This is a genomic window from Thermosynechococcus sp. NK55a, assembly GCF_000505665.1.
Taxonomy (GTDB): Bacteria; Cyanobacteriota; Cyanobacteriia; order Thermosynechococcales; family Thermosynechococcaceae; genus Thermosynechococcus.
Genome location: NC_023033.1, coordinates 2,356,050 through 2,375,591, shown reverse-complemented (window position 1 = coordinate 2,375,591; position 19,542 = coordinate 2,356,050). Strand labels below are relative to the sequence as shown.

Here is a 19,542-nt window from a genome sequence, read left to right as displayed (position 1 = left end):
TCTTCGCCATGTCGCCCTGTCTCCCTATCGCCTTGTCACACGTCAGCCACGTCAAACATGCGCCGTTGGAATTCCTCTTCGATGAGCCGCACCTTCCAGGTCTGGTCCGCCTTGCGGAGGTTCTCCAGGTTGTTGTCGCCGTTTACGTAGATGATGTCGAACTCCTGATCCCGCGTGTTGTAGCCCTGCTTCTTGAACCAATCATCCAGCCTGTCGTTGTCCATCTCTCGGGTGTTGCGCCAAAGGATGAGCACTTTTTCCCCTTGTCCCCCGGTCCCCCCGTCTCCCAGTCCCAAAACGCCCGTGACCACGCGCACGCCCCTGATGTGGTCAATGGTTTTCACGCGCAGGCCGATGAGGTAGTTGAAGGTCTCGACCAGGTCCACCACCGTGGGCATCGTCTCGCCGGCGGTGCCGGTGGCGATGTTGAGTTTGTAGCTGAAGGGGTCCTCGAAGCGCTCGATGTTGAGCAGCGAGGCGCTGCCGCGGCTTTCCACGTCGAGCATGTAGCGGAGCATGTAGTCTTCGCGGAAGTCTGAGTACTGTTCGAGGATGGATTGCTGGACTTCGGTTCGTTTAAGCTCGAGGTTGTTGAGCGTGTCCTCGTAGGATTCGAGGCGGAGAATCTTCATAATGCGTGGACTGCGTTCGATTTCATCCATTGTGGGCATCTGCTTGGGTTTGCCGTCTTGCCAGTCTTTCGAGTAAACTGCCTTTTTCAACCGCGGAATTAGCACTTCGTAGAACTCTCGCCCCATCTCTATAAGAATGTATTTGCAGCGTGCATATCCCTGACGCATCAAATCTACACAAGCGTGGCCTGTGGTTCCAGATCCTGCAAAAGCGTCAAGAACATACCCCACTGGAGGCAAGGATAGATGGATCCACTTCTGAATCAAACCAATGGGCTTAGGAGCACGAAACACAGTTCGGCCAAACATCTCATCAAGTGTTCTTCGCCCCTTCTCGGTCCTGACTTCAGGGCCTAGCCAAATCGTCTTCGGCTGTTCCAAACGCACTCTTCCTTGCTCATCTATAACCCGTGCTTTTCGGAATATTCTGATCTTTCCTCGAACTTCCCTACCACACAGCAATTCTGTTTGAGCTGCAACCAAGTCACGCCCCCAAGTCCAACATCCTTCAAATCCATCCTCCCAGAAAGGCCAAATTTCGACCGTATCGATTTGCGGCTCCAAAAAGACTTCGCCTGTTTCTGTCTTTACGTAAAGCGGATAGCATAAGTTGGGACGGTTATGGCGACCATATTCACGATGGGTATTCCGCAACTCCACCCACCTAAAACGTGAAACCTCGTCTTGCTCTGAAAAAGATTTAACAATGTATTCGTCTGACCGTGGAAGCCCAAGCAGCGAAGCATTAGGTCCAAGAGCCGCAACGACAAGATATTCATGGGATGTGGACAGATTCTTATCCATAGACCTGCCCGCGGGATTATTCTGAACGATCACTGTTCCAAGCAGGCTTGGACAGCAGACGTCCAAAAGCTCGCTGAGCCGGCGGCATTCGTTCTCGTCAATACTACAGGCCATCGAAGCGCTATCAGTGGCGAGCCGGAGTATGAGTGCCAGCCTATCAACCATCATCGAAAGCCACGTTGAGTGTTGGTACCGGTCCTTGTAGGTGAAACCGTCGTTCCCGGTGTTGTACGGTGGATCGGCATATACGCTATCAATCCGGCCCCTGAACGTCCTCTCCAAGAGGGCAAGTGCCTGGAAATTCTCGCTGTGAATGAGTAATCCATCGGTTTCCTCGTCAATATCCGGAATCGCCGCAAGCAGCCGAAGCTTGAAGGCTTCATCGAAGTGCCGCGTGTCCACCATGAGCGACCGGGGGACTTGGAGATTGGGAGACAGGGAGACATGGAGACTTGACGACAGCGTGAATGGGAGCGAACCAGTCACCCCGTCCCCTAGTCCCCTAGTCCCCTTGTCTCCTTGTCCCCACGTCTCAATGTCCCCATAGAGCCGCACCCACTCTTCCCGCTGGGCGTCGTTCTCGATAATCCGCTCGATAAGCCAGTCGCGCGTCTCCTCGTCCTCTAGCCGCAAGATACGGTCGAGCGTGATGCAATACTGGGTCTCCACCACGAACTTCTTCTTGAGCCAGAGCTTCTTCTGGAAGTTCTCGAGCTGCGCCAGGAAGTCAATGATCTTGTGGGCGATGCGGCGGATGGCTTTGATCTTCGCCAGGTACTGCTCCACGCGGGGGGCGGTCTCGTTTTCGATGTCGTCGAGGTGCATCACCTCGTTCTTGATGTAGAAGTCCAGCTCCCGCCGCAGGAAGCCGCCTAGGTTCTTGTGGATGAAATAGTGGAAGGTGTTCCGGGCGGTGTAGTCGGTGAGATGCTTCTCCAATAGCGTGCGGTTCGGGTTCTTTTCGGTGGGCCGTTTTTCCAGAAGGGGAGACCAGGTGACCTGGAGACTCGGTGAGCTGGCAATCAGCGAGCGGACGCACTCCACCGCCTCGGCGTTCAGGTCCGCCTGTTTGCGCTTCTCGGGGTCGGGCCGGTACTCAAAGCGGATGACCAGTTCGCCGTTCTCCTCAGCCAGCGGTTGTTCCTGGGAGAGGATGAAGCGGCGTTCTTGGCCGTTGGCGGGTCGGTTGTTGTCCTTCTCCGTGTCCGCCTGGGCGAGCTTGAAGTGGACGCGCTTGCCGGAGGGCAGCTTGAAGGTGTAGTTGCGCAGGTACTCGCTCGTTTTGATGTAGTACTGGTCGTGGTTGGCCCAGTGGAGCTTGACCTCTTCGCCCTCGTAGGGGATGGCGTAAACGCCCTCCTTGTAGCGGCGCTGGGAAATGAAGTCGCCCTCGTTGTAGTACCGCCGGAAGAAGTTGTAGAGGTGGGAGAAGACTTCCTGCTCTGCCGCCTCCACATCAAAGGCGGCATTGTAGCGGGCCTGCAGTTCTTTCACCTTTGGGGCTTGCGCAGGATCGTCAAACCCAAGGGCTTTTGCCTGCTGCTTCGCCTTTTCCAGCTCCGCTTCGAGGGTCGCGCGGCTCTCCCGCTCGTAAGCGTTGAGGACCTCCCGCACCTGGGGCAGGAGCTCTTTCTCCAGAAAGCGGGTAATTTCGTCCCGCTTTGCGTTCATGATGCGGTAGATGCCGAAGTCCAGCTCGGCCTGGTCGAGCTGAAAGAGTTCGGCGAGCAGGGACCTGAGTTTCCCCAGGTTCTGTGACATGGGCTTCTCCGTCATACAACGCTCCAGCGAATGGTGAACAGTGGTTCCACGTGCGTCCGCTGGTGCATCCGTTTTTCGAGTTTAGCAATTAACTCGTCGCGCTTGGCCATGATCTCGTCCTCGACCTCAAAGATACGCTGGCGCTGGCGGCGTTTCTGTTTTTCCAGTTCCTGAATCTGCTTTTGCAGTGCATGCTGTTCCTCGGTCGTCGTGGCGAGCCTCGCTTGACGTGTGAGTGCCTTGATGCGCTCCTTGGTGTCTTTGAGCTCCTTTTCGGCCGCCAAGACCATATCGTCGGCCCACTTCTCAAGCTTCTCGCGCGCCTCCTGAAAGTGCCGGTTGTTCTCCTCCAGCGAGCGGCTGATCGTGGCCTTGACGTGTCGGTCGGCCTCCGCGGCTAGTCTGGCCTCGACGTCGGAGGGAAGAGAAGGAAGCGACTCGGCCTTGGCTTCGCAGTGGAACATTTTCTCGAGGGTTTCCTGGTCAAGCGATCTGCCGTCGTCGTCGACGCCGGAGAAGAGCAGGTACTCCTCGCGCTCGAATGAGTCGATGGTGAGCCGCTGCAGGTGGAGCCAGCCGGAGCGGCCCTTGAGCGCTTCCACCAGAGCGATGCGGGTCGGGCGGCCGCTGATGTCGAAGGTCACATGCGCGACCGGCGCTTCCAGCGCCTTCCCCGTTTCCGCCACGTACTCGCCGAGGGGATGGGACAGGCGGTAGAGAAAGGGCCCAGAAACGTTCTCGCGCTCCTTAGAGATCAAGCGGTAGTGCCCCGGTTGGATGCCCTCGCGGGGAGGATGTTTCAGGTCGAAGGTTAGCGTTGCTTCGTCGAACTTTGCCTGCCCGTCCAGAACGAACCGGGTGAGCCGCCAGAACATCATCCCAAAACGGTCAAGCTGTTGCCGCGCTCCTTCCAGGTTCACGCGCAGACGCGCATGAACGTCTTCGTCGAAGTGTTCGAGAAGCTTCTGCCGGGTCTCGGCCATGCGAAGCTGAATCTTTTCGTCGAGCTCCTGACGCAGTCTCGTGAAAGCCGCTTCGATTTCCTCCGGCGTGCGGCATTGCTGGTAGATCTCGAGCACCCGTCGTTCGAAGTCCACGCCCGACTCAATGGTGCCAAGGACTTCGTCCGAGGCGCCGAACACACCGCTGAAGAGGTTGAATTTCTCCTCAAGGAGCTCATAAACGCGGCGGTCGGCCTCGTTCTTCTCGTTGAGGAAGTTGATGACGACGACATCGTGCTTCTGCCCATAACGGTGGCAGCGCCCGATTCGCTGCTCGATCCGCTGGGGGTTCCAGGGTAGATCATAGTTGATGACCAGCGAGCAAAATTGCAGGTTGAGGCCCTCGGCTCCGGCTTCCGTGGCGATCAGGATCTGCCCGTGATCGCGGAAGTGCTCGATGATGGCTGTGCGGATGTCCACAGGCCTGGACCCCGTCGCGCGGCCACTATCCCTGTTAGCTTGCAGCCAGCGATCGTAGATGGCGGTTGTATCCGGTTCCTTGTTCGTCCCGTTGAACGTGATGATGCGGCCGGCGTAGCCGTTCGTCTCCAGAAAGTCCTTCAAGTAAGCTTGCGTTCTCCGCGATTCCGTGAAGATCACGGCACGCTGCGCTGCCCCCATCTCGGCCATCTTCTCGAAACCGATCTCGAGGGCTTTGATGAGGGCACGGCTCTTGGTATCAATTCCGATGCTTCTTGCCGATTGGGCGTAGCGGTTCAGCTCGTCGATCTCTGCGAGCAACTTCTGCCGGTCCACGGCGGATACCGCCGGTTCGGCCTCGGCTGCCTGGGCTTGCTCGTCCGAACCCTCATCGCCGGAAAGTTCCGGAGGCGAGTCGAGAATCTCGTCCAACAGTTCGTCGTCAATTTCCTCCTTCGCAATGAGGCGCTCGACAAGGTCTTCGGGAGCCGGAAGCTTGTCACGGATGGCGATCAGGCGGTCGCGGATGGCTTCAAGTGTGGCCGCCACGGCTTGAGCTGAAGAAGCAAGAAGCTTGCGGACGATCAGGACCGTTAGGTGGCGTTGCCGATGGGGTAGCGCGTAGGTGTCTGGACGCTGAAGAAACGCCGATACCGCTTCATACAGCTTGTGTTCCTGCTCCGTCGGCTTGAAGGGCCGCGTAATGAGCCGGCGCTCGGTGTACTGGATGTACTCAAGGACCTGCCGTCGTAGCGTACGCATGCAAAAGGTGCGAAGGCGATTCCGCAGCTCTTCCAGATTCCCATTGGCATTGACGAACTGACTTCGGAAGAAGGATGGGTTGCCGCCGAAGATGTGGTCATCGATGAGGGTGGAAAGACCGTACAGCTCCAGCAGTGAGTTCTGGAGCGGCGTCGCTGTCAGCAGTACCTTGCGCCGATCCTCGAAGGCCCATCGAATGTTTTGCCCCATGCGATTTGACGGTTGGTAGGCGTTGCGCAGCTTATGGGCCTCATCAATGACCACCAAATCCCACTGGATAGGGCGAAGTTCGGACGCGCGTGTGCTGGCGAAGTTCATGGAAGTGACCACGATCTTGTTTGCCTCAAAGGGATTGAGGCCTTGCGCTTGCCGCTCCCGGTACTCCTTCGCATCCAGGATGACCGTCGGAAGGTTGAACTTCTCGGAAAGCTCGATCGCCCACTGTTTGCGGATGGAGGCGGGGCAAATGACCAGAAGCCGACGCCGCTGTTCAGCCCAAAGCTGGCAGAGGATGAGTCCAGCCTCAATAGTTTTGCCAAGACCAACCTCGTCAGCAAGGATTACGCCTTTGGAGACAGGAGATCGGAAGGCGAACAGCGCTGCCTCGATCTGGTGCGGATTGAGATCCACGCATGCGTCGAAAAGAGACCGTGAAAGGCGCTCCACCCCTGTCCCGCCCATGCGGGTCAGCTCATGCGCAAAATATTTGGCGTGATAGACGGTGCTCATTGTTGGTAACTCCTGGGAAATCGAATGGGCTGTACCCAGGCAAAGTTGGCATTGCCGGCGGGCAACAGAGCGTACTTCCAGCACTTGTCCTCGCACAGGCGCTTGCTGCCTCCTCCTTCCTGTCGCAAGGGGGTTGGGCTAAGAAAAACTTTGAAAATCGTTGGCCTTTCATTCTTCGAGAAAGAAGTCGTTATCAATGCGTTTGACCGGATAGCTGGTTACAGTGGAAACACCCACGTTGTGCTCGAACATCAGTTCCGCAAGCCGCTCACCGTCGACGAGCACAATTTTACTGTCAATTTTTTCGACATACTGTCGGGCTTCCTCGGTGAAGGTGGAGGTGGTGATAAACACACCTTTGCGGGCACGCTGTCCTTGAAGCGCCCCGGCAAACTTCTCGACCTCAGGCCTGCCGACGGTTTGCCCCCAGCGCTTGGCTTGCACATAGACCACATCGAACCCAAGCCGATCCTCCTTGATGATGCCGTCAATGCCTTCATCGCCACTGCGCCCGATGGTCCGCGCTGCTTCCTGGAACGAACCGCCATAGCCCATGCGCACAAGGAGCTCTACAACCAAACGCTCAAAAAAGGCGGCAGAAGCTTCCTTTACCTGCTCTAAAAGCTCTGCCAATAGGTTTTGTTTCAGGGTTTCGTATGCTTGTTCCAGCAACTCCTCTGGCGAACCTGTATTGTCGGAAGGCATGACATCGTTCGTTACTGTGGTGGTGCTGCTATGCGCTATGAAAGTCCGGAACTCTTCAAATTGCTTGAGGAAATCTGTGGTGATGCGCTCAGGCTTCTGCGCGAGCACATCACGTCCGCGCTCGGTGATCTGTACCCAGCCCCGACGCGGGCTTTCGAGCAACACAGCCTTTTTCAAGTACGTTCTCGCCCAGCCAACCCGGTTGTCGAAAATCGGCTGCTGGCCGCTCGGCAACAACTGCCTCCGCTCCTCCACAGTGAGCGAGAATTCCTGGGCTAAATGGTCTATCAGGTCGCGCAAACGCTGCTGCTCACCGTCCGCAAGATACCTGAGCAGAGGCAGCATAAGCGCTTGGTAAGTAGGGATGGGCATAGTGCGATCTTTCTAGCAGAACATCAGGCTGTCAACACGATGATAACAGGATGCATAGTTACTGTTTGTAGTCAGCGTCCTGCCCTGAAAGAACGCCTTGTCCTTGCTAATTGCTTTGAGATTCTTTCTCACACCCATCAACATTGGCTTGAGGTAGAGGCCCGTTACATGAGAAAAAAAGACGTCAGCCCGCAGTGGTTGCCGCTGGAGCAAGCGGTTCTGCGTTCTGGGCTAAAGTGAAAGCTTGAGCCAGGACATGGGTGGCAACCCCACGCGAGGTGCACTGCTGCCCAATGAAGCGCAAACGGGCCAGTTGCTCCTCGCAGGGTCGGCTCACCTTCGACATCGATCGCTTGGGTTAGACCTCCGAGTTGCGCCGTGAGGTCATTGTCTATGAATTGCTGCACATGAAAGTGGCCAATCACGGCCAGATTTTTAAGGTATGACTCAAAGCCTATCTGGCATCTGTTGGAACTGCCTCCCCTGCCGATGACATAAAAAGTTGTCGTGACACTCCCTAGAGAACGGATTGGGGATCTAGTTGGTCTAAAAGGGGTTCAAGAACCGCTTCCCAAGGGGGGAGTGGCATCCCTAAAACAGCCTCCAGCTTCCCACAGTTGAGAAGGGAAAAGGCGGGTCGTTGGGCCAAGGTGGGATACTCCCTGCTGGGAATTGCCTCTAGGGTAGCCACTGCACAGCCCTGGGTGCGCAGGTAATCAAAAATTTTAGCAGCAAAACCATACCAACTGGTGCTACCGCGGGGCGTCAGGTGATAGAGGCCACTCAGGGAAGAATCCACCTGCCAGCGCTCGAGGAGTTGATAGGTAACTTGGGCAATGAAGGGAGCAGCCGTGGGCGTACCGATTTGATCGGCAACCACCCGAACCAAAGGACGGGTTTGGGCCAGGCGAACCATTGTCCGCAGAAAGTTCTTGCCCCGCAAATCATAGACCCAACTGGTGCGCAAAATCAGGTGGGCGGGGTGGTGGCTGGCGATCGCCTGCTCTCCTAGCCACTTACTGTAGCCATAGACATTGAGGGGGGCAGGGGGATCGGTTTCGCGATAGGGTAGCGACTGCGTGCCGGCAAAGACATAATCGGTGGAGTAGTGAATCAGCAGCCCGCCTAGGTCGGCCATGGTTTCTGCCAAGCGGCCAACCGCTGTGCCATTAATCCGCTGGGCCCGCTCGGGTTCCTGTTCCGCTTGATCTACGGCAGTGTAGGCCGCCGCATTGATGACCACATCGGGGCGAAGGGTTTTCAGTAACTGAGGAATGGCATCTACATCTTCCAGGTCCAGGGTTACGGCGGTACCTTGGCGAGCCACGGGAATCACTTCAATGCTAGGCGGGGCCTGCCGCACCAGTTGCCAGCCCACCTGCCCCGTTGCCCCCAAAATCACCAGCCGCATTTTCCACACTCCTGGGTGATGAACTGATTGTTAAAATACTTTAAGAGTTTGCGCCACTACCCATGAATACGGCCATTGTCCCCAGCGATGCCGCGCCCCAAGAGATTGCGATCGCGGCTGAAACCCTTCCCAATGATCCAGAGAGCTTTCAACCCTACGATCCGCTGGCTATCGATGCCTACTATCGGCAGCGGCCTTTACTGGTCTTGAGTCGTTGGTTGCGGATTCTCTGGCCGGTGTTTTGGCTGCTTTTTAATCGTTGGTGGGACAGGGTCACAGGCCAAAGCAAACAAAATCAACAGCGGCGGGCGATCGCCCTGCGGGAAACCCTAACCCGCCTTGGCCCTGCCTACATCAAAGTGGGACAAGCCCTCTCCACCCGTCCGGATTTGTTGCCAGCGGTGTATCTGGAGGAATTGACAAAACTCCAAGATCAGTTGCCACCCTTTCCCAATGAAGTGGCCTTTCAGTTTATTGAGGAGGAACTGGGCGCCCCCCCCAGTGAACTCTTTGCGGAACTGAGTGATCATCCCATTGCAGCTGCCTCGTTAGGACAGGTGTATCGCGGCAAACTCCACAGTGGCGAAGAGGTGGCCGTTAAAGTTCAGCGCCCCGGCTTGGCAGAGAGTATCACCTTGGATATTTACATTCTGCGGGGGGTGGCCTATTGGGCAAAACGCCTGATCAAGGAGATTCGCAGTGATTTAGTGGCCATTCTCGATGAATTTGCCAGCCGCCTCTTTGAGGAAATGGACTATACCCAAGAGGGACGAAATGCCGAACGCTTCGCCCGTCTCTATGGCCATCTCACCGATGTCTATGTGCCTAAAATTTACTGGCAATACACACGGCGGCGAGTGCTGACGATGGAGTGGGTAACGGGGGTCAAACTGAACCAATTGCAGCAAATTCAGGCCCTGGGGATTGATCCGCGCTATATGGTGTATGTGGGGGTGCAGTGCTCCCTACGGCAGTTGCTTGAACATGGTTTTTTCCATGCGGATCCCCATCCCGGGAATCTGTTGGCCATGCCCAGCGGCAAATTGGCCTATCTCGACTTTGGCATGATGAGCGAGATTGCCCCAGAGCAGCGCTATGGCTTATTGAATGCTATTGTTCACATTGTTAACCGTGAGTACGAAAGCCTTGCCTACGACTATGTTCATTTAGGATTCCTAACCCCCGATACGGATTTGGAACCCATTATTCCAGCCTTGGCCTTAGTTTTTGAGGATGCCTTGGGGGCGAGTGTTTCGGAACTGAATATCCAACGCATTTTCGATCGCCTGTCAGAGGTGATGTATGAGTATCCCTTTCAAGTGCCCGCCTATTATGCCTTGATTGTGCGATCGCTGTTGACCATGGAGGGGATTGCCATGGGCGTTGACCCCAACTTTAAGGTACTCAGTGCCGCCTATCCCTACATTGCCAAGCGACTGCTCACGGATCCTGCCCCGGAGCTGCGTACGAGTCTCACAAACCTTCTCCTCAAGGATGGTCAATTTCGCTGGACGCGCCTAGAAAATCTGCTGCGCAATGCCCGCGAGAGTCGTGACTATGACTTTAATGTGGTGCTAGAGCAGGCTTTGGATTTTCTCTTTTCGGAGCGGGGAGCCGAGTATCGCGATCGCCTAGCGGATGAAATTGTCAAGAGCCTCGACACTTGGGCACGGACAACGATGGGGCAATGGAACCTTGTGCAACTCTTACCCCTAGTCAGCCGCCCAGTACCGGCAACGGCCAGTTCCAACATCATCAGTGAAGCCAACGCCCTAGAGCATTTGCGCCGCATTTTCAGCATTTTGCAGGATACCCCCGGTTTTGATTGGGTCAAAGTTATCCCTGCGATTCTGCGGATTATTGTGCGCCCAGAGGTGCAGCAAATGGGTCAGCGCATTGTCAACGGCCTCCTGCAACGGGCGATCGCTCGCTTTATTCGGGAGATGTTGCTGGCGGACTCGCAGCCGGCGCTACAGACGACGAGTCTGTCCCGCTAGGTTCTGGGGATACAGCCGGTGGTGCTGCCCCAGGAGGGGGGGTGTTGGTGCAGGGGTCGCTTCCTCAGCAGCTGGGGGTGAAGCCTGATGAGCCTCAGAGGGGCTAGGCGCTGGCGCGGTGGGTTGTTGGCGGGGGGGTGAAGCAGCGGGCGGACACATCTCAGGACGATACTCAAAGGCAAAGGTGATCGCTAGGGCCTGATATTTGCCTGTAGCCTCAAAAGCTTGCTTTCGTACCTGTTCTAAAGCCGCCTGATCCAAAAGCGGCGAGCCACTGCTGCGAATAATCTGGGGATTGCGGGTGAGCAAGCCCGTTTCTGGAGCGGCATTTGCAGGGAGCAATTCACCCTGGGGAGTGACTACCACCGCAACCGTTGTTTCCCCTTGTAGGCGATCGCCACAGGCCTCCTGCGGATAAAAGTCCGCAATCCGCTGCCCAAAATTCACTTGGATATCTGTCGTATTCAGCGTTGACCGCGTTTCATTAAACCAACGGGACAAAGCGGCTGCTGCCTCCGCTGTTGTACGGGCGATCGGCTCATTCGGTGGGGATGCGGGAGTCGGTAAGACCAGTTCTGGGGCAACGGCAACATCTTCATTGGGGCCCGGCAAGGGGCGGGTGGGCGGGGGCAATTGCCACAGGGGGGGCAAAGGCTGCACCGGCACTGGATTGGGGAGGAGTGGGGGCGACAAAGGAGGCAGCGGCGCCAAGGGGGCAAAGGAAAGGGGGGGTGGCTCAATGCCTGCCAATGGCAGCGGCGGTGGTGGGGTTGTGGCCAGGGGCGGCAGTTCTGTAGGCAAAAGGGGTTTGATAGACGGTAAATCCGCTTCTAGTTCTGGAGAAAGGCTGACCAAGGGCACCAGTTGATCATTGAGCACCTCTGGGGGTGTGGGTTCGGGGACACGCACAAAGGAGAGGATAACGGCGTGCAAAAGAATTGAACTGGCGATCGCCAGCCGGTTTGGCTCCCACACTGGCCATTGAGAAACCCTCTGCCAAATCGGTTGAATTGGTAACCGCAGCATACAAGAACTCCACACCCGTGAATATCCATGACGATTCTATCTTGGCTGATTATTCCTAATGCCAAGCGAAACTTGCTACCATAAACAAATAACGCTGTCCCAATATGGCTGGCTGCCAATACTGTCCCTATCAGTGATGCCCACCCCATTTCAAGAAGTTGAGGTTGTACTCAATCGTTTTTTTGTAAAAAAATTGAGTCAACCAGATCTTACATTTCATGAATACCAATGCCAATTTACTCAAATGCCAGAACAAGGTAGCGAGCAAAAAGCCCTTTCCAGCGTTTGCTACAAACTAGGAGTCACTGCTGTTCGACTAGGGAGCCGCATTATCACAAGGGAACCTATTGACCCTAGAAGAATGCAAACTCAGGATTGGCAGTTACAGCAGATAGGATGTAGAGAACTGAGCTGTCAAAACCCTCATGAAAGAAAGGCTCTGGAAAGCTTTGAAAGAAAAACTCTAGAGGAAAATTTAAAGTTAAAGTTAAAAGAAAAATTTAAGAAAACCATCATCGAAAAAGACTATGAATTAGGGTTGATTTGGTGGATTCCTAGCCAAGAAGGGTTAGAAAAAACAGGTCATGGCTGGCAAGTACATAGAGGCAGACAAATTGATCTTACAATAGAAACAGATGGAAAATTATACTTAGAAATTGATATTCACTATCGATTCTATACTCTATTCACACTTGAGTGGTGGCTCAGTGAATATCCTAATATTCAAATCCAGTACGTGAGGAATACCTACAAAGACAAGAAAACATGGGTTCTTGAAAATTTTTCGGATAAAAGTCCAAATGAAACAGAAATAGAAGCGCTAGGAATAAGCTTAGCAGAGTATCACCGTCGAGAGGGAGCAACCGAACAAGAAATAAATGAGTCACGTGTTGTAATTGTTAAGAAAAGTAGCGACTACAAGGCTAAGCCGCTATATCATTTATCTCAAAGATTATCACCAGTTCTAACAATGGAAATCTTAGCGAAAATTGCTGAACAAGGAAGAGAAAAAAGTCAAATTCAAGATGCGCTTGCCCGCATCAGGAAAAATATTGACGCGCGTTTACAAGAATCGCAAAAAACAGCTCAAATTATTTTCAAAACCATCTATAATCTCAGCAGTCAACCAGAGCCAATGAAAGTTAATGGTTTTGTCATGCCTCGGGCAAAACTATTAGCTCGAAATGATAAAGAAATCAATCAAATAGCTAGAATTAGCTCCTATGGTTGTGCCAAGATTGGCGAAAAGCAATTTGGTTGCCTAAATTTATTTAATAATAAACCTGAATACCCAGAGGAAGTGCGCAAATGCTTGCTGGACATAGCAAGAAGTAGTGGCACGCAGATAAAAATAGACTCCTGTTTTACAGGAAGTGACTATCCAAAAGATGATCTAGCTCAACAAAGATTCTGGCAACAATGGGCTGCTCAAGGAATTAAAACGGTTTTAGTAGTGATGCCTTGGTCGCCCCATGAGGAGAAAACAAGGCTACGAATTCAGGCATTAAAGGCAGGAATCGCTACGCAGTTCATGATACCAACACCCCAGGCTAATCCCTACAAAGCTCTCAATGTTGCCTTGGGACTGTTGTGTAAAGCTAAGTGGCAGCCTGTCTATCTAAAACCATTAGATGATCCTCAGGCTGCTGACTTAATTATCGGTTTTGACACAAGTACAAACCGAAAGCTGTACTATGGTACGTCTGCTTTTGCAATTTTAGCCAATGGTCAAAGCTTGGGTTGGGAGTTACCAGATATACAACGGGGGGAAACTTTCTCTGGTCAATCAATTTGGCAAATTGTGTCTAAGCTAGTGCTTAAATTCCAAGACAACTATGGTTCCTACCCTAAGAAGATACTACTGATGCGCGACGGGCTTGTTCAAGAAGGGGAGTTTGAACAAACAATCAAAGAACTGACTCAGCAGCGTATTGATGTCGATATTCTAAGTGTCCGTAAGAGTGGCTCAGGGAGGATGGGACGTGAATCTAATTCAGGCAATACCGAAATAATCTATGATGACGCTGAAGTGGGCACTGTAATTTTTTATTCTGAAAGTAACTCATTTATATTACAAACCACCGAGGTAATCAAGACGAAAACTGGCTCCCTTGGCAGTGCTAGACCTCTGCGGGTTGTGCGTCACTATGGCAATACACCTTTAGAGCTACTGGCTCTGCAGACCTATCACTTGACTCAGTTGCATCCTGCCAGCGGATTTAGCTCCTGCCGACTGCCTTGGGTACTGCACTTGGCCGATAGAAGTAGTAAGGAGTTTCAGCGGATAGGTCAGATCAGCCTTTTGCAGAATATTGATCGAGAAAAGTTAATTGCGGTTTGACAACAAAATAGACCTCAATCTATCAAAATATAGGATAAAATTGAAATAATCTATGCATTCTACCCAAGTGCAGGCAGAAGTCTCTGAATCGGGCAATTAGCCCATGAGGAGATAATTATCTTTAGATAAAATTCTATGAATTAGGCGATTTGTATTGACCTATCTTGGGCTGAAAGCGGCATCAGGTGCTTCAAATTAGATTTGATAATACGAAAAACCAGAAAAGATTATCAATCATTATATTGTCAAAAGAAACCCCTCACCCTATGCTTGATTTTAGAGACAAAGAGACGGTGATCAACGTCACGATAACAATCGGCTATCCCGTCATTATTTTCTGTGGCGATCGCTCTGATTGCAACTCTAGCTTTTGTACTGCTTACCCTTATTCTAATTAGGAGAGCTTACTCATGCCAATTGCTGTGGGAATGATTGAAACGCGCGGATTCCCCGCCGTCGTCGAAGCAGCAGATGCAATGGTAAAAGCCGCTCGCGTTACCCTTGTGGGCTACGAAAAAATTGGGAGTGGTCGGGTCACCGTGATTGTGCGGGGTGATGTCTCCGAAGTACAAGCCTCAGTGGCTGCCGGGGTTGATTCTGCCAAACGTGTCAATGGCGGAGAGGTGCTGTCCACGCACATTATTGCCCGTCCCCACGAAAACCTTGAGTACGTATTGCCCATTCGCTATACCGAGGCAGTGGAGCAATTCCGAAACTAAGGGGTTTGGCAGTTTGGTGGAGTTTTCAGTTGCATCGCTTATCGCTCCTCTGGTTCTTTTAGTTCTTGAGTTGTTTGACGTTTAGGAGTTATTACAATGGCAATTGCCGTCGGTATGATTGAAACCCTTGGTTTCCCCGCAGTGGTGGAAGCCGCAGATGCAATGGTGAAAGCCGCTCGCGTTACCCTTGTGGGCTACGAGAAAATCGGGAGTGGTCGGGTCACCGTGATTGTCCGTGGCGATGTTTCTGAAGTGCAGGCTTCAGTCGCGGCGGGGGTTGAAAACGTGAAACGGGTGAATGGGGGTCAAGTGCTCTCCACCCACATCATTGCTCGTCCCCACGAAAACCTCGAATACGTGCTGCCCATTCGCTACACCGAAGCGGTCGAACAATTCCGCGAAAGCGTTAGCGGTATCCGCCCGATGGGTCGCCCATAGTGAAAATCGCGCGAGTGTGCGGCACCGTTACCAGTACCCAAAAAGAAGAAACCTTAACGGGAGTCAAGTTTCTCGTCTTGCAATATCTGGGTGAGGACGGCGAATTTTTACCCGACTACGAAGTGGCTGCGGATACGGTTGGTGCAGGGCAGGATGAGTGGGTATTGGTAAGCCGAGGCAGTGCCGCCCGCTATATTATCAATGGCACCGACAAACCCATTGACGCAGCCGTTGTCGCCATTATTGACACCGTAAGTCGGGATAATTATTTGCTCTATAGCAAACGTACCCAGTATTAGCATTGGAGACTTCTCCCTATGGCGGTTCAAAGCTATGCGGCACCCCCGACGCCGTGGTCTAGGGATTTAGCGGAGCCAAAGATTGCCCCCACGGCTTACGTCCACTCCTTCAGTAACCTCATCGGCGATGTCCGCATCAAAGATTATGTTCACATCGCCCCCGGCACCTCCATCCGTGCCGATGAAGGCACGCCCTTCCACATTGGCTCCCGCACCAATATTCAAGATGGCGTCGTCATCCACGGCCTCCAACAGGGACGGGTGATTGGGGATGATGGCCAAGAGTATTCTGTCTGGATCGGTGATAATGCCTCAATTACCCACATGGCACTGATCCACGGCCCTGCCTACATTGGCGATGGCTGTTTTATTGGCTTTCGCTCGACGGTGTTTAATGCACGGGTTGGTGCCGGCTGTGTGGTCATGATGCACGTCCTCATTCAGGATGTGGAAATTCCACCGGGAAAATATGTGCCTTCGGGAATGGTGATCACGACGCAGCAGCAAGCCGATCGCCTGCCGAATGTGGAAGAGTCAGATATTCACTTTGCCCAGCACGTGGTTGGCATTAATGAAGCGCTGCTATCGGGGTACCAGTGTGCTGAGAATATTGCCTGTATTGCCCCGATTCGGAATGAACTCCAGCGTCAAGAAGATCCACCCACCCTACACGTTGAAATGCTCACCGGGGAAAAGAACACCATGACCACAGATTATGGGACTCACGTCCGGCAATTGTTGCAGCAAGGATACCAAATTAGCTTGGAATATGCCGATGCGCGGCGGTATCGCACTAGCTCTTGGCAAAGTGGCCCGACCTTGACAGGGCAGCAGGAGTCTCAGGTAATGGCCGCGATCGCCCAACGACTCAAGGAACACGAGGGCGAGTATGTGCGCCTGATTGGTGTCGATCCCAAGGCCAAGCGTCGGGTTTTCGAGGAAATCATTCAACGTCCCGGTCAAGCACCTGTGGCTAGTCGCAGTAGCCCTCGTCCCAGTGCAACGGTGAACGCAGCGCCAGTGGGTTCCTTGGATGCCTCCGTTGTGGCTCAGGTGCGGCAGTTGCTCCAACAGGGGTATCAAATTGGCACAGAGCACGCCGATGCCCGCCGCTATCGCACGAGTTCTTGGACAAGCTGCGCTCCCATTCAATCCAAACAGGAGCCGGAGGTGTTGGCCGCCCTTGAGGCCTGTCTCCAAGAACATGCGGGTGAATATGTGCGCCTTATTGGCATTGATCAAAAGCAAAAGCGGCGCGTCCTTGAGCAAATTATTCAGCGCCCACAGGGACCGGTGGCGATCGCCACAAAAGCACCCACCCCAGTGGCTACTAGTCATGTCTCCGTCAGTTCTGACGGCAATGACACGCTTCTCAGTGCCGATCTCGTAAACCAAATTCAAGACCTGTTGCGCCAAGGCTGCCAAGTCATCACCGAGTATGCCGATCAGCGTCGCTTCCGTACCAGTTCTTGGCAAAGCGGCATCAAAATTACCTCTGCCCAGCAAATCAATGATCTGAAGGCTTTCCTTGCTGAGCACCAGCGGGACTATATCCGCCTTGTGGGGGTCAATCCCCAAGCCAAACAGCGGGTCCTGGAAACCATTATTCACCGTCCCAATGGCAAAGCCGCCAGCAATGGCAATAGCACCCGTAGTCAAGGGTTCACACCGCGTCCAACCGCCTCCAGTCAAGGGGGCACAAGCACCCATAGCCTCAGTCAAGAGGTGATTGAACAAGTCCGGCAACTCCTGCAACAGGGCTATACCCTCGGCCTAGAACATGTGGATGCCCGTCGCTACCGCACCAACTCCTGGCAAAGTGGCCCCCGCATTGAGGCCAAAAATCTTAATGAAGCCCTTGCTGCGATTCAGGCTTGCCTCCAAGAATACAGTGGCGAGTATGTGCGGCTGATTGGTATTAATCCTGTCGGCAAGCAGCGGGTGGCCGAAATCCTACTCCAACAGGCTGCTAAGTAGCCCTCCCTGTGAGGTGCCCCCATGCCCCTGCCGCCCTTAGCTCTGCCCCCTTCACCTGCGGTTCGCATTGTGGGTGATGTGGTGGTGGATCCCCAAGCCGTTTTGGCACCGGGGGTGTTGCTTTGGGCAGAAGCAGGGGCTTCGATTCGGATTGCTGCAGGGGTCTGCATTGGCATGGGTAGCGTCATTCACGCCCACGGCGGCACCATCACAATTGGTGAAGGGGTCAACATTGGTGCGGGAGTGCTGCTGATTGGGGCGGTGACCGTTGAACCCCATGCCTGTATTGGCGCCAGTACCACGGTGATGGAAACAACGATTCCGGCTGGTGCTGTGGTGGCCGCCGGTTCTCTTCTGGGGGATCGGAGTCGTCGTTGGCCGCCCGCCGCAGAAACGAGTCACCCCCAACAGGGGGCTGTTTTCCCTGAGGATCCTTGGCGAGAGCCACCAACAACTGTCCATCCTTCAGAGAATTCCCCACCAGAGCAGCAGGACCCTACCGACTCTTCCCCTAGTCATCAGGAAAGTCCAGCCACTGCTCCACCAGAGACAAGCACTGCGACAAGGCCTAAGGCAAACGTGGTCTATGGTCAAGCCTATGTTAGTAGGATGTTTGCCAAGATGTTTCAGGTGGGGCCCATCCCACCCACGGGGGATAATCCTGCCCTAGGCAGTCGTCAGTAAAGCAATGGTTTCTACATGAGCCGTTTGGGGAAACATATCGAGGGGCTGAATGTTTGCTAGTTGATAGGTACCGGTACTGCAGAGGTGAGCCAGATCCCGTGCCAAGGTGGCGGGGTGACAACTGACATAGAGAATGCGTGGGGGACGGTTGTGGAGAATGGCCTCAAGAACGGCGCGATCGCACCCTTTACGCGGTGGATCAAGAATCAGCACATCCACGGCCTGATTGTACTGGGGTAGCCACTCCTCTGCCTTGGCACAGACAAAGTGAGCATTGTTAATGCCATTGTGTTGGGCGTTGGCGATCGCCTGCTGTACCGAGGCAGACTGCACTTCAACACCAATGACTTCAGCCACAGCGCCCGCAAGGGGTAGGCTCAGGGTCCCCACGCCACAGTAGAGATCCACCAGTCGTTCCTGACCCGTTGGAGCAATCCAGTCTCGCAGGGTGGTGACCAGTTGCTCCGCTTGGGCTGTGTTGACTTGAAAAAAAGTGGTCGAGGCAATCTGAAACCTCACCCCTGCCATTTCTTCCCAAAGGTAGGGCCGCCCGGCCAGCACCTGTGTCTCATCGCCAAAGATGCGATTTCCCACTTGATGATTGAAGTTGACACAGACCCCCATCACCCCTTGAAACTGCTGTAACCAACCTTCTGCCGCTGCCTGCAAACCAGCGGGTAATGGCCCGGCAAGCACGAGGGTAATGAGCTGCTCCCCTGTGCGCTGACCTATGCGCAAACCAAGGTGGCGAAACCCCGGTTCATGGGTCTGTTCGCTGTAGATCGGCCAGGGTTGTAATGCCTGCTTCAGGGCAGCCAAGAGGGGATTGAGGCGGGGATCCTGCACCGGACATTGATTCAGGTTCACCAAGTGATGGGAGCCTTTTTGGTAATAGCCGGCAACCACGGCACCGTGGCGGCGACGGAGGGGGTACGTCACTTTATTGCGATAGCCAAAGGGGTTAGGGGCAGCCAAAATCGGTAGAAAGGCTTGGGGTTCGAGATGACCAATACGGGCGATCGCGTCCTTCACCAGTTGTTCTTTGGCCGCCAATTGAGCTGCATAGGCCACACACTGCCACTGGCAGCCGCCACACTTATCGGCGACAATACAGCTTGGGCGCACCCGCCGTTCTGAAGGCTGCACCACCTCCAAAACTTTGCCGTGGGCATATTGTCGCTTTACGTGGGTCAGGCGCACCCGCAGGCGATCGCCCGGAACCGTATCGGCCACAAAAACCACCCGATCCTGCCAGCGTCCTACCCCCTCCCCCGTGTGGCTTAAGGAGTCAATCCTGAGCTCAATCGTGGCGCCCTGCTGCCAAACGCTCATCAATTTACGTCTAAAGTCACTAAACGTTAAGGACAAGTTTAGGGATAAGTTAAGGAGAACCAGCAAGCTCTATTTTCACTGCTATACTGCTAGCGGTGCAATCCGACGTTTGTACCGAAGTGATTTTGGAGT

General features: G+C 54.0%; 13 protein-coding genes. 7 read left to right on the top strand and 6 right to left on the bottom strand.

What is annotated here, in order from left to right:
• Positions 1–35: 35 nt before the first annotated feature.
• The 4 genes from NK55_RS11525 to rfbD form a co-directional block, all read right to left on the bottom strand.
• Positions 36–3,212 carry a site-specific DNA-methyltransferase gene (locus NK55_RS11525; RefSeq protein ID WP_024125875.1) on the bottom strand — a complete coding sequence of 1,059 codons (3,177 nt, stop codon included), beginning with the start codon at positions 3,210–3,212 and terminating at the stop codon, positions 36–38.
• Positions 3,209–6,109 carry an SNF2-related protein gene (locus NK55_RS11520; RefSeq protein WP_024125874.1) on the bottom strand — a complete coding sequence of 967 codons (2,901 nt, stop codon included), beginning with the start codon at positions 6,107–6,109 and terminating at the stop codon, positions 3,209–3,211. The genes NK55_RS11525 and NK55_RS11520 overlap by 4 nt, the downstream gene beginning before the upstream one ends.
• 168 nt (positions 6,110–6,277) lie before the next feature.
• Positions 6,278–7,186 carry a restriction endonuclease gene (locus NK55_RS11515; protein ID WP_024125873.1) on the bottom strand — a complete coding sequence of 303 codons (909 nt, stop codon included), beginning with the start codon at positions 7,184–7,186 and terminating at the stop codon, positions 6,278–6,280.
• 517 nt (positions 7,187–7,703) lie between these two features.
• Positions 7,704–8,597 (bottom strand): dTDP-4-dehydrorhamnose reductase, encoded by an 894-nt coding sequence (rfbD, locus tag NK55_RS11510; protein WP_024125872.1) that lies wholly within the window; start codon positions 8,595–8,597, stop codon positions 7,704–7,706.
• Positions 8,598–8,659: 62 nt separating this feature from the next.
• Between rfbD and NK55_RS11505 the strand changes: the two genes are divergently transcribed.
• Complete coding sequence (locus tag NK55_RS11505; RefSeq protein WP_024125871.1) at positions 8,660–10,594, top strand: AarF/ABC1/UbiB kinase family protein; 1,935 nt, start codon at positions 8,660–8,662, stop codon at positions 10,592–10,594.
• Here the strand turns inward: NK55_RS11505 and NK55_RS12575 are convergent.
• Complete coding sequence (locus NK55_RS12575; protein ID WP_051372856.1) at positions 10,568–11,620, bottom strand: energy transducer TonB; 1,053 nt, start codon at positions 11,618–11,620, stop codon at positions 10,568–10,570. The two genes, NK55_RS11505 and NK55_RS12575, sit on opposite strands and share 27 nt — an antisense overlap.
• Before the next feature lie 136 nt (positions 11,621–11,756).
• Here NK55_RS12575 and NK55_RS11495 point away from each other — a divergent pair, with 136 nt between their 5' ends.
• The 6 genes from NK55_RS11495 to NK55_RS12570 all read left to right on the top strand — a co-directional run bounded on the left by NK55_RS11495 (position 11,757) and on the right by NK55_RS12570 (position 18,078).
• A complete protein-coding gene (locus tag NK55_RS11495; protein ID WP_041429921.1) occupies positions 11,757–13,961 on the top strand; it encodes an argonaute PAZ domain-containing protein in 2,205 nt (734 codons plus the stop codon).
• A 410-nt stretch (positions 13,962–14,371) separates the two neighbouring features.
• The gene (locus tag NK55_RS11490) at positions 14,372–14,680 is read left to right on the top strand and encodes a carbon dioxide-concentrating mechanism protein CcmK (protein WP_011056791.1); all 309 of its coding nucleotides are present in this window, start codon (positions 14,372–14,374) and stop codon (positions 14,678–14,680) included.
• A gap of 96 nt (positions 14,681–14,776) precedes the next feature.
• Positions 14,777–15,118 (top strand): carbon dioxide-concentrating mechanism protein CcmK, encoded by a 342-nt coding sequence (locus NK55_RS11485; RefSeq protein WP_011056790.1) that lies wholly within the window; start codon positions 14,777–14,779, stop codon positions 15,116–15,118.
• Positions 15,118–15,417 (top strand): EutN/CcmL family microcompartment protein, encoded by a 300-nt coding sequence (locus tag NK55_RS11480; protein ID WP_041429302.1) that lies wholly within the window; start codon positions 15,118–15,120, stop codon positions 15,415–15,417. The genes NK55_RS11485 and NK55_RS11480 overlap by 1 nt, the downstream gene beginning before the upstream one ends.
• A gap of 18 nt (positions 15,418–15,435) precedes the next feature.
• Positions 15,436–17,394 (top strand): ribulose bisphosphate carboxylase small subunit, encoded by a 1,959-nt coding sequence (locus tag NK55_RS11475; RefSeq protein WP_024125868.1) that lies wholly within the window; start codon positions 15,436–15,438, stop codon positions 17,392–17,394.
• A 21-nt stretch (positions 17,395–17,415) separates the two neighbouring features.
• Positions 17,416–18,078: a carboxysome structural protein CcmN gene (locus NK55_RS12570; RefSeq protein WP_024125867.1), complete on the top strand. Its 663-nt coding sequence runs from the start codon at positions 17,416–17,418 to the stop codon at positions 18,076–18,078.
• Here the strand turns inward: NK55_RS12570 and rlmD are convergent.
• On the bottom strand, positions 18,061–19,410 hold the full coding sequence (rlmD, locus tag NK55_RS11465; protein ID WP_024125866.1) for a 23S rRNA (uracil(1939)-C(5))-methyltransferase RlmD: 1,350 nt from the start codon (positions 19,408–19,410) through the stop codon (positions 18,061–18,063). The two genes, NK55_RS12570 and rlmD, sit on opposite strands and share 18 nt — an antisense overlap.
• Between the last annotated feature and the right edge of the window lie 132 nt (positions 19,411–19,542).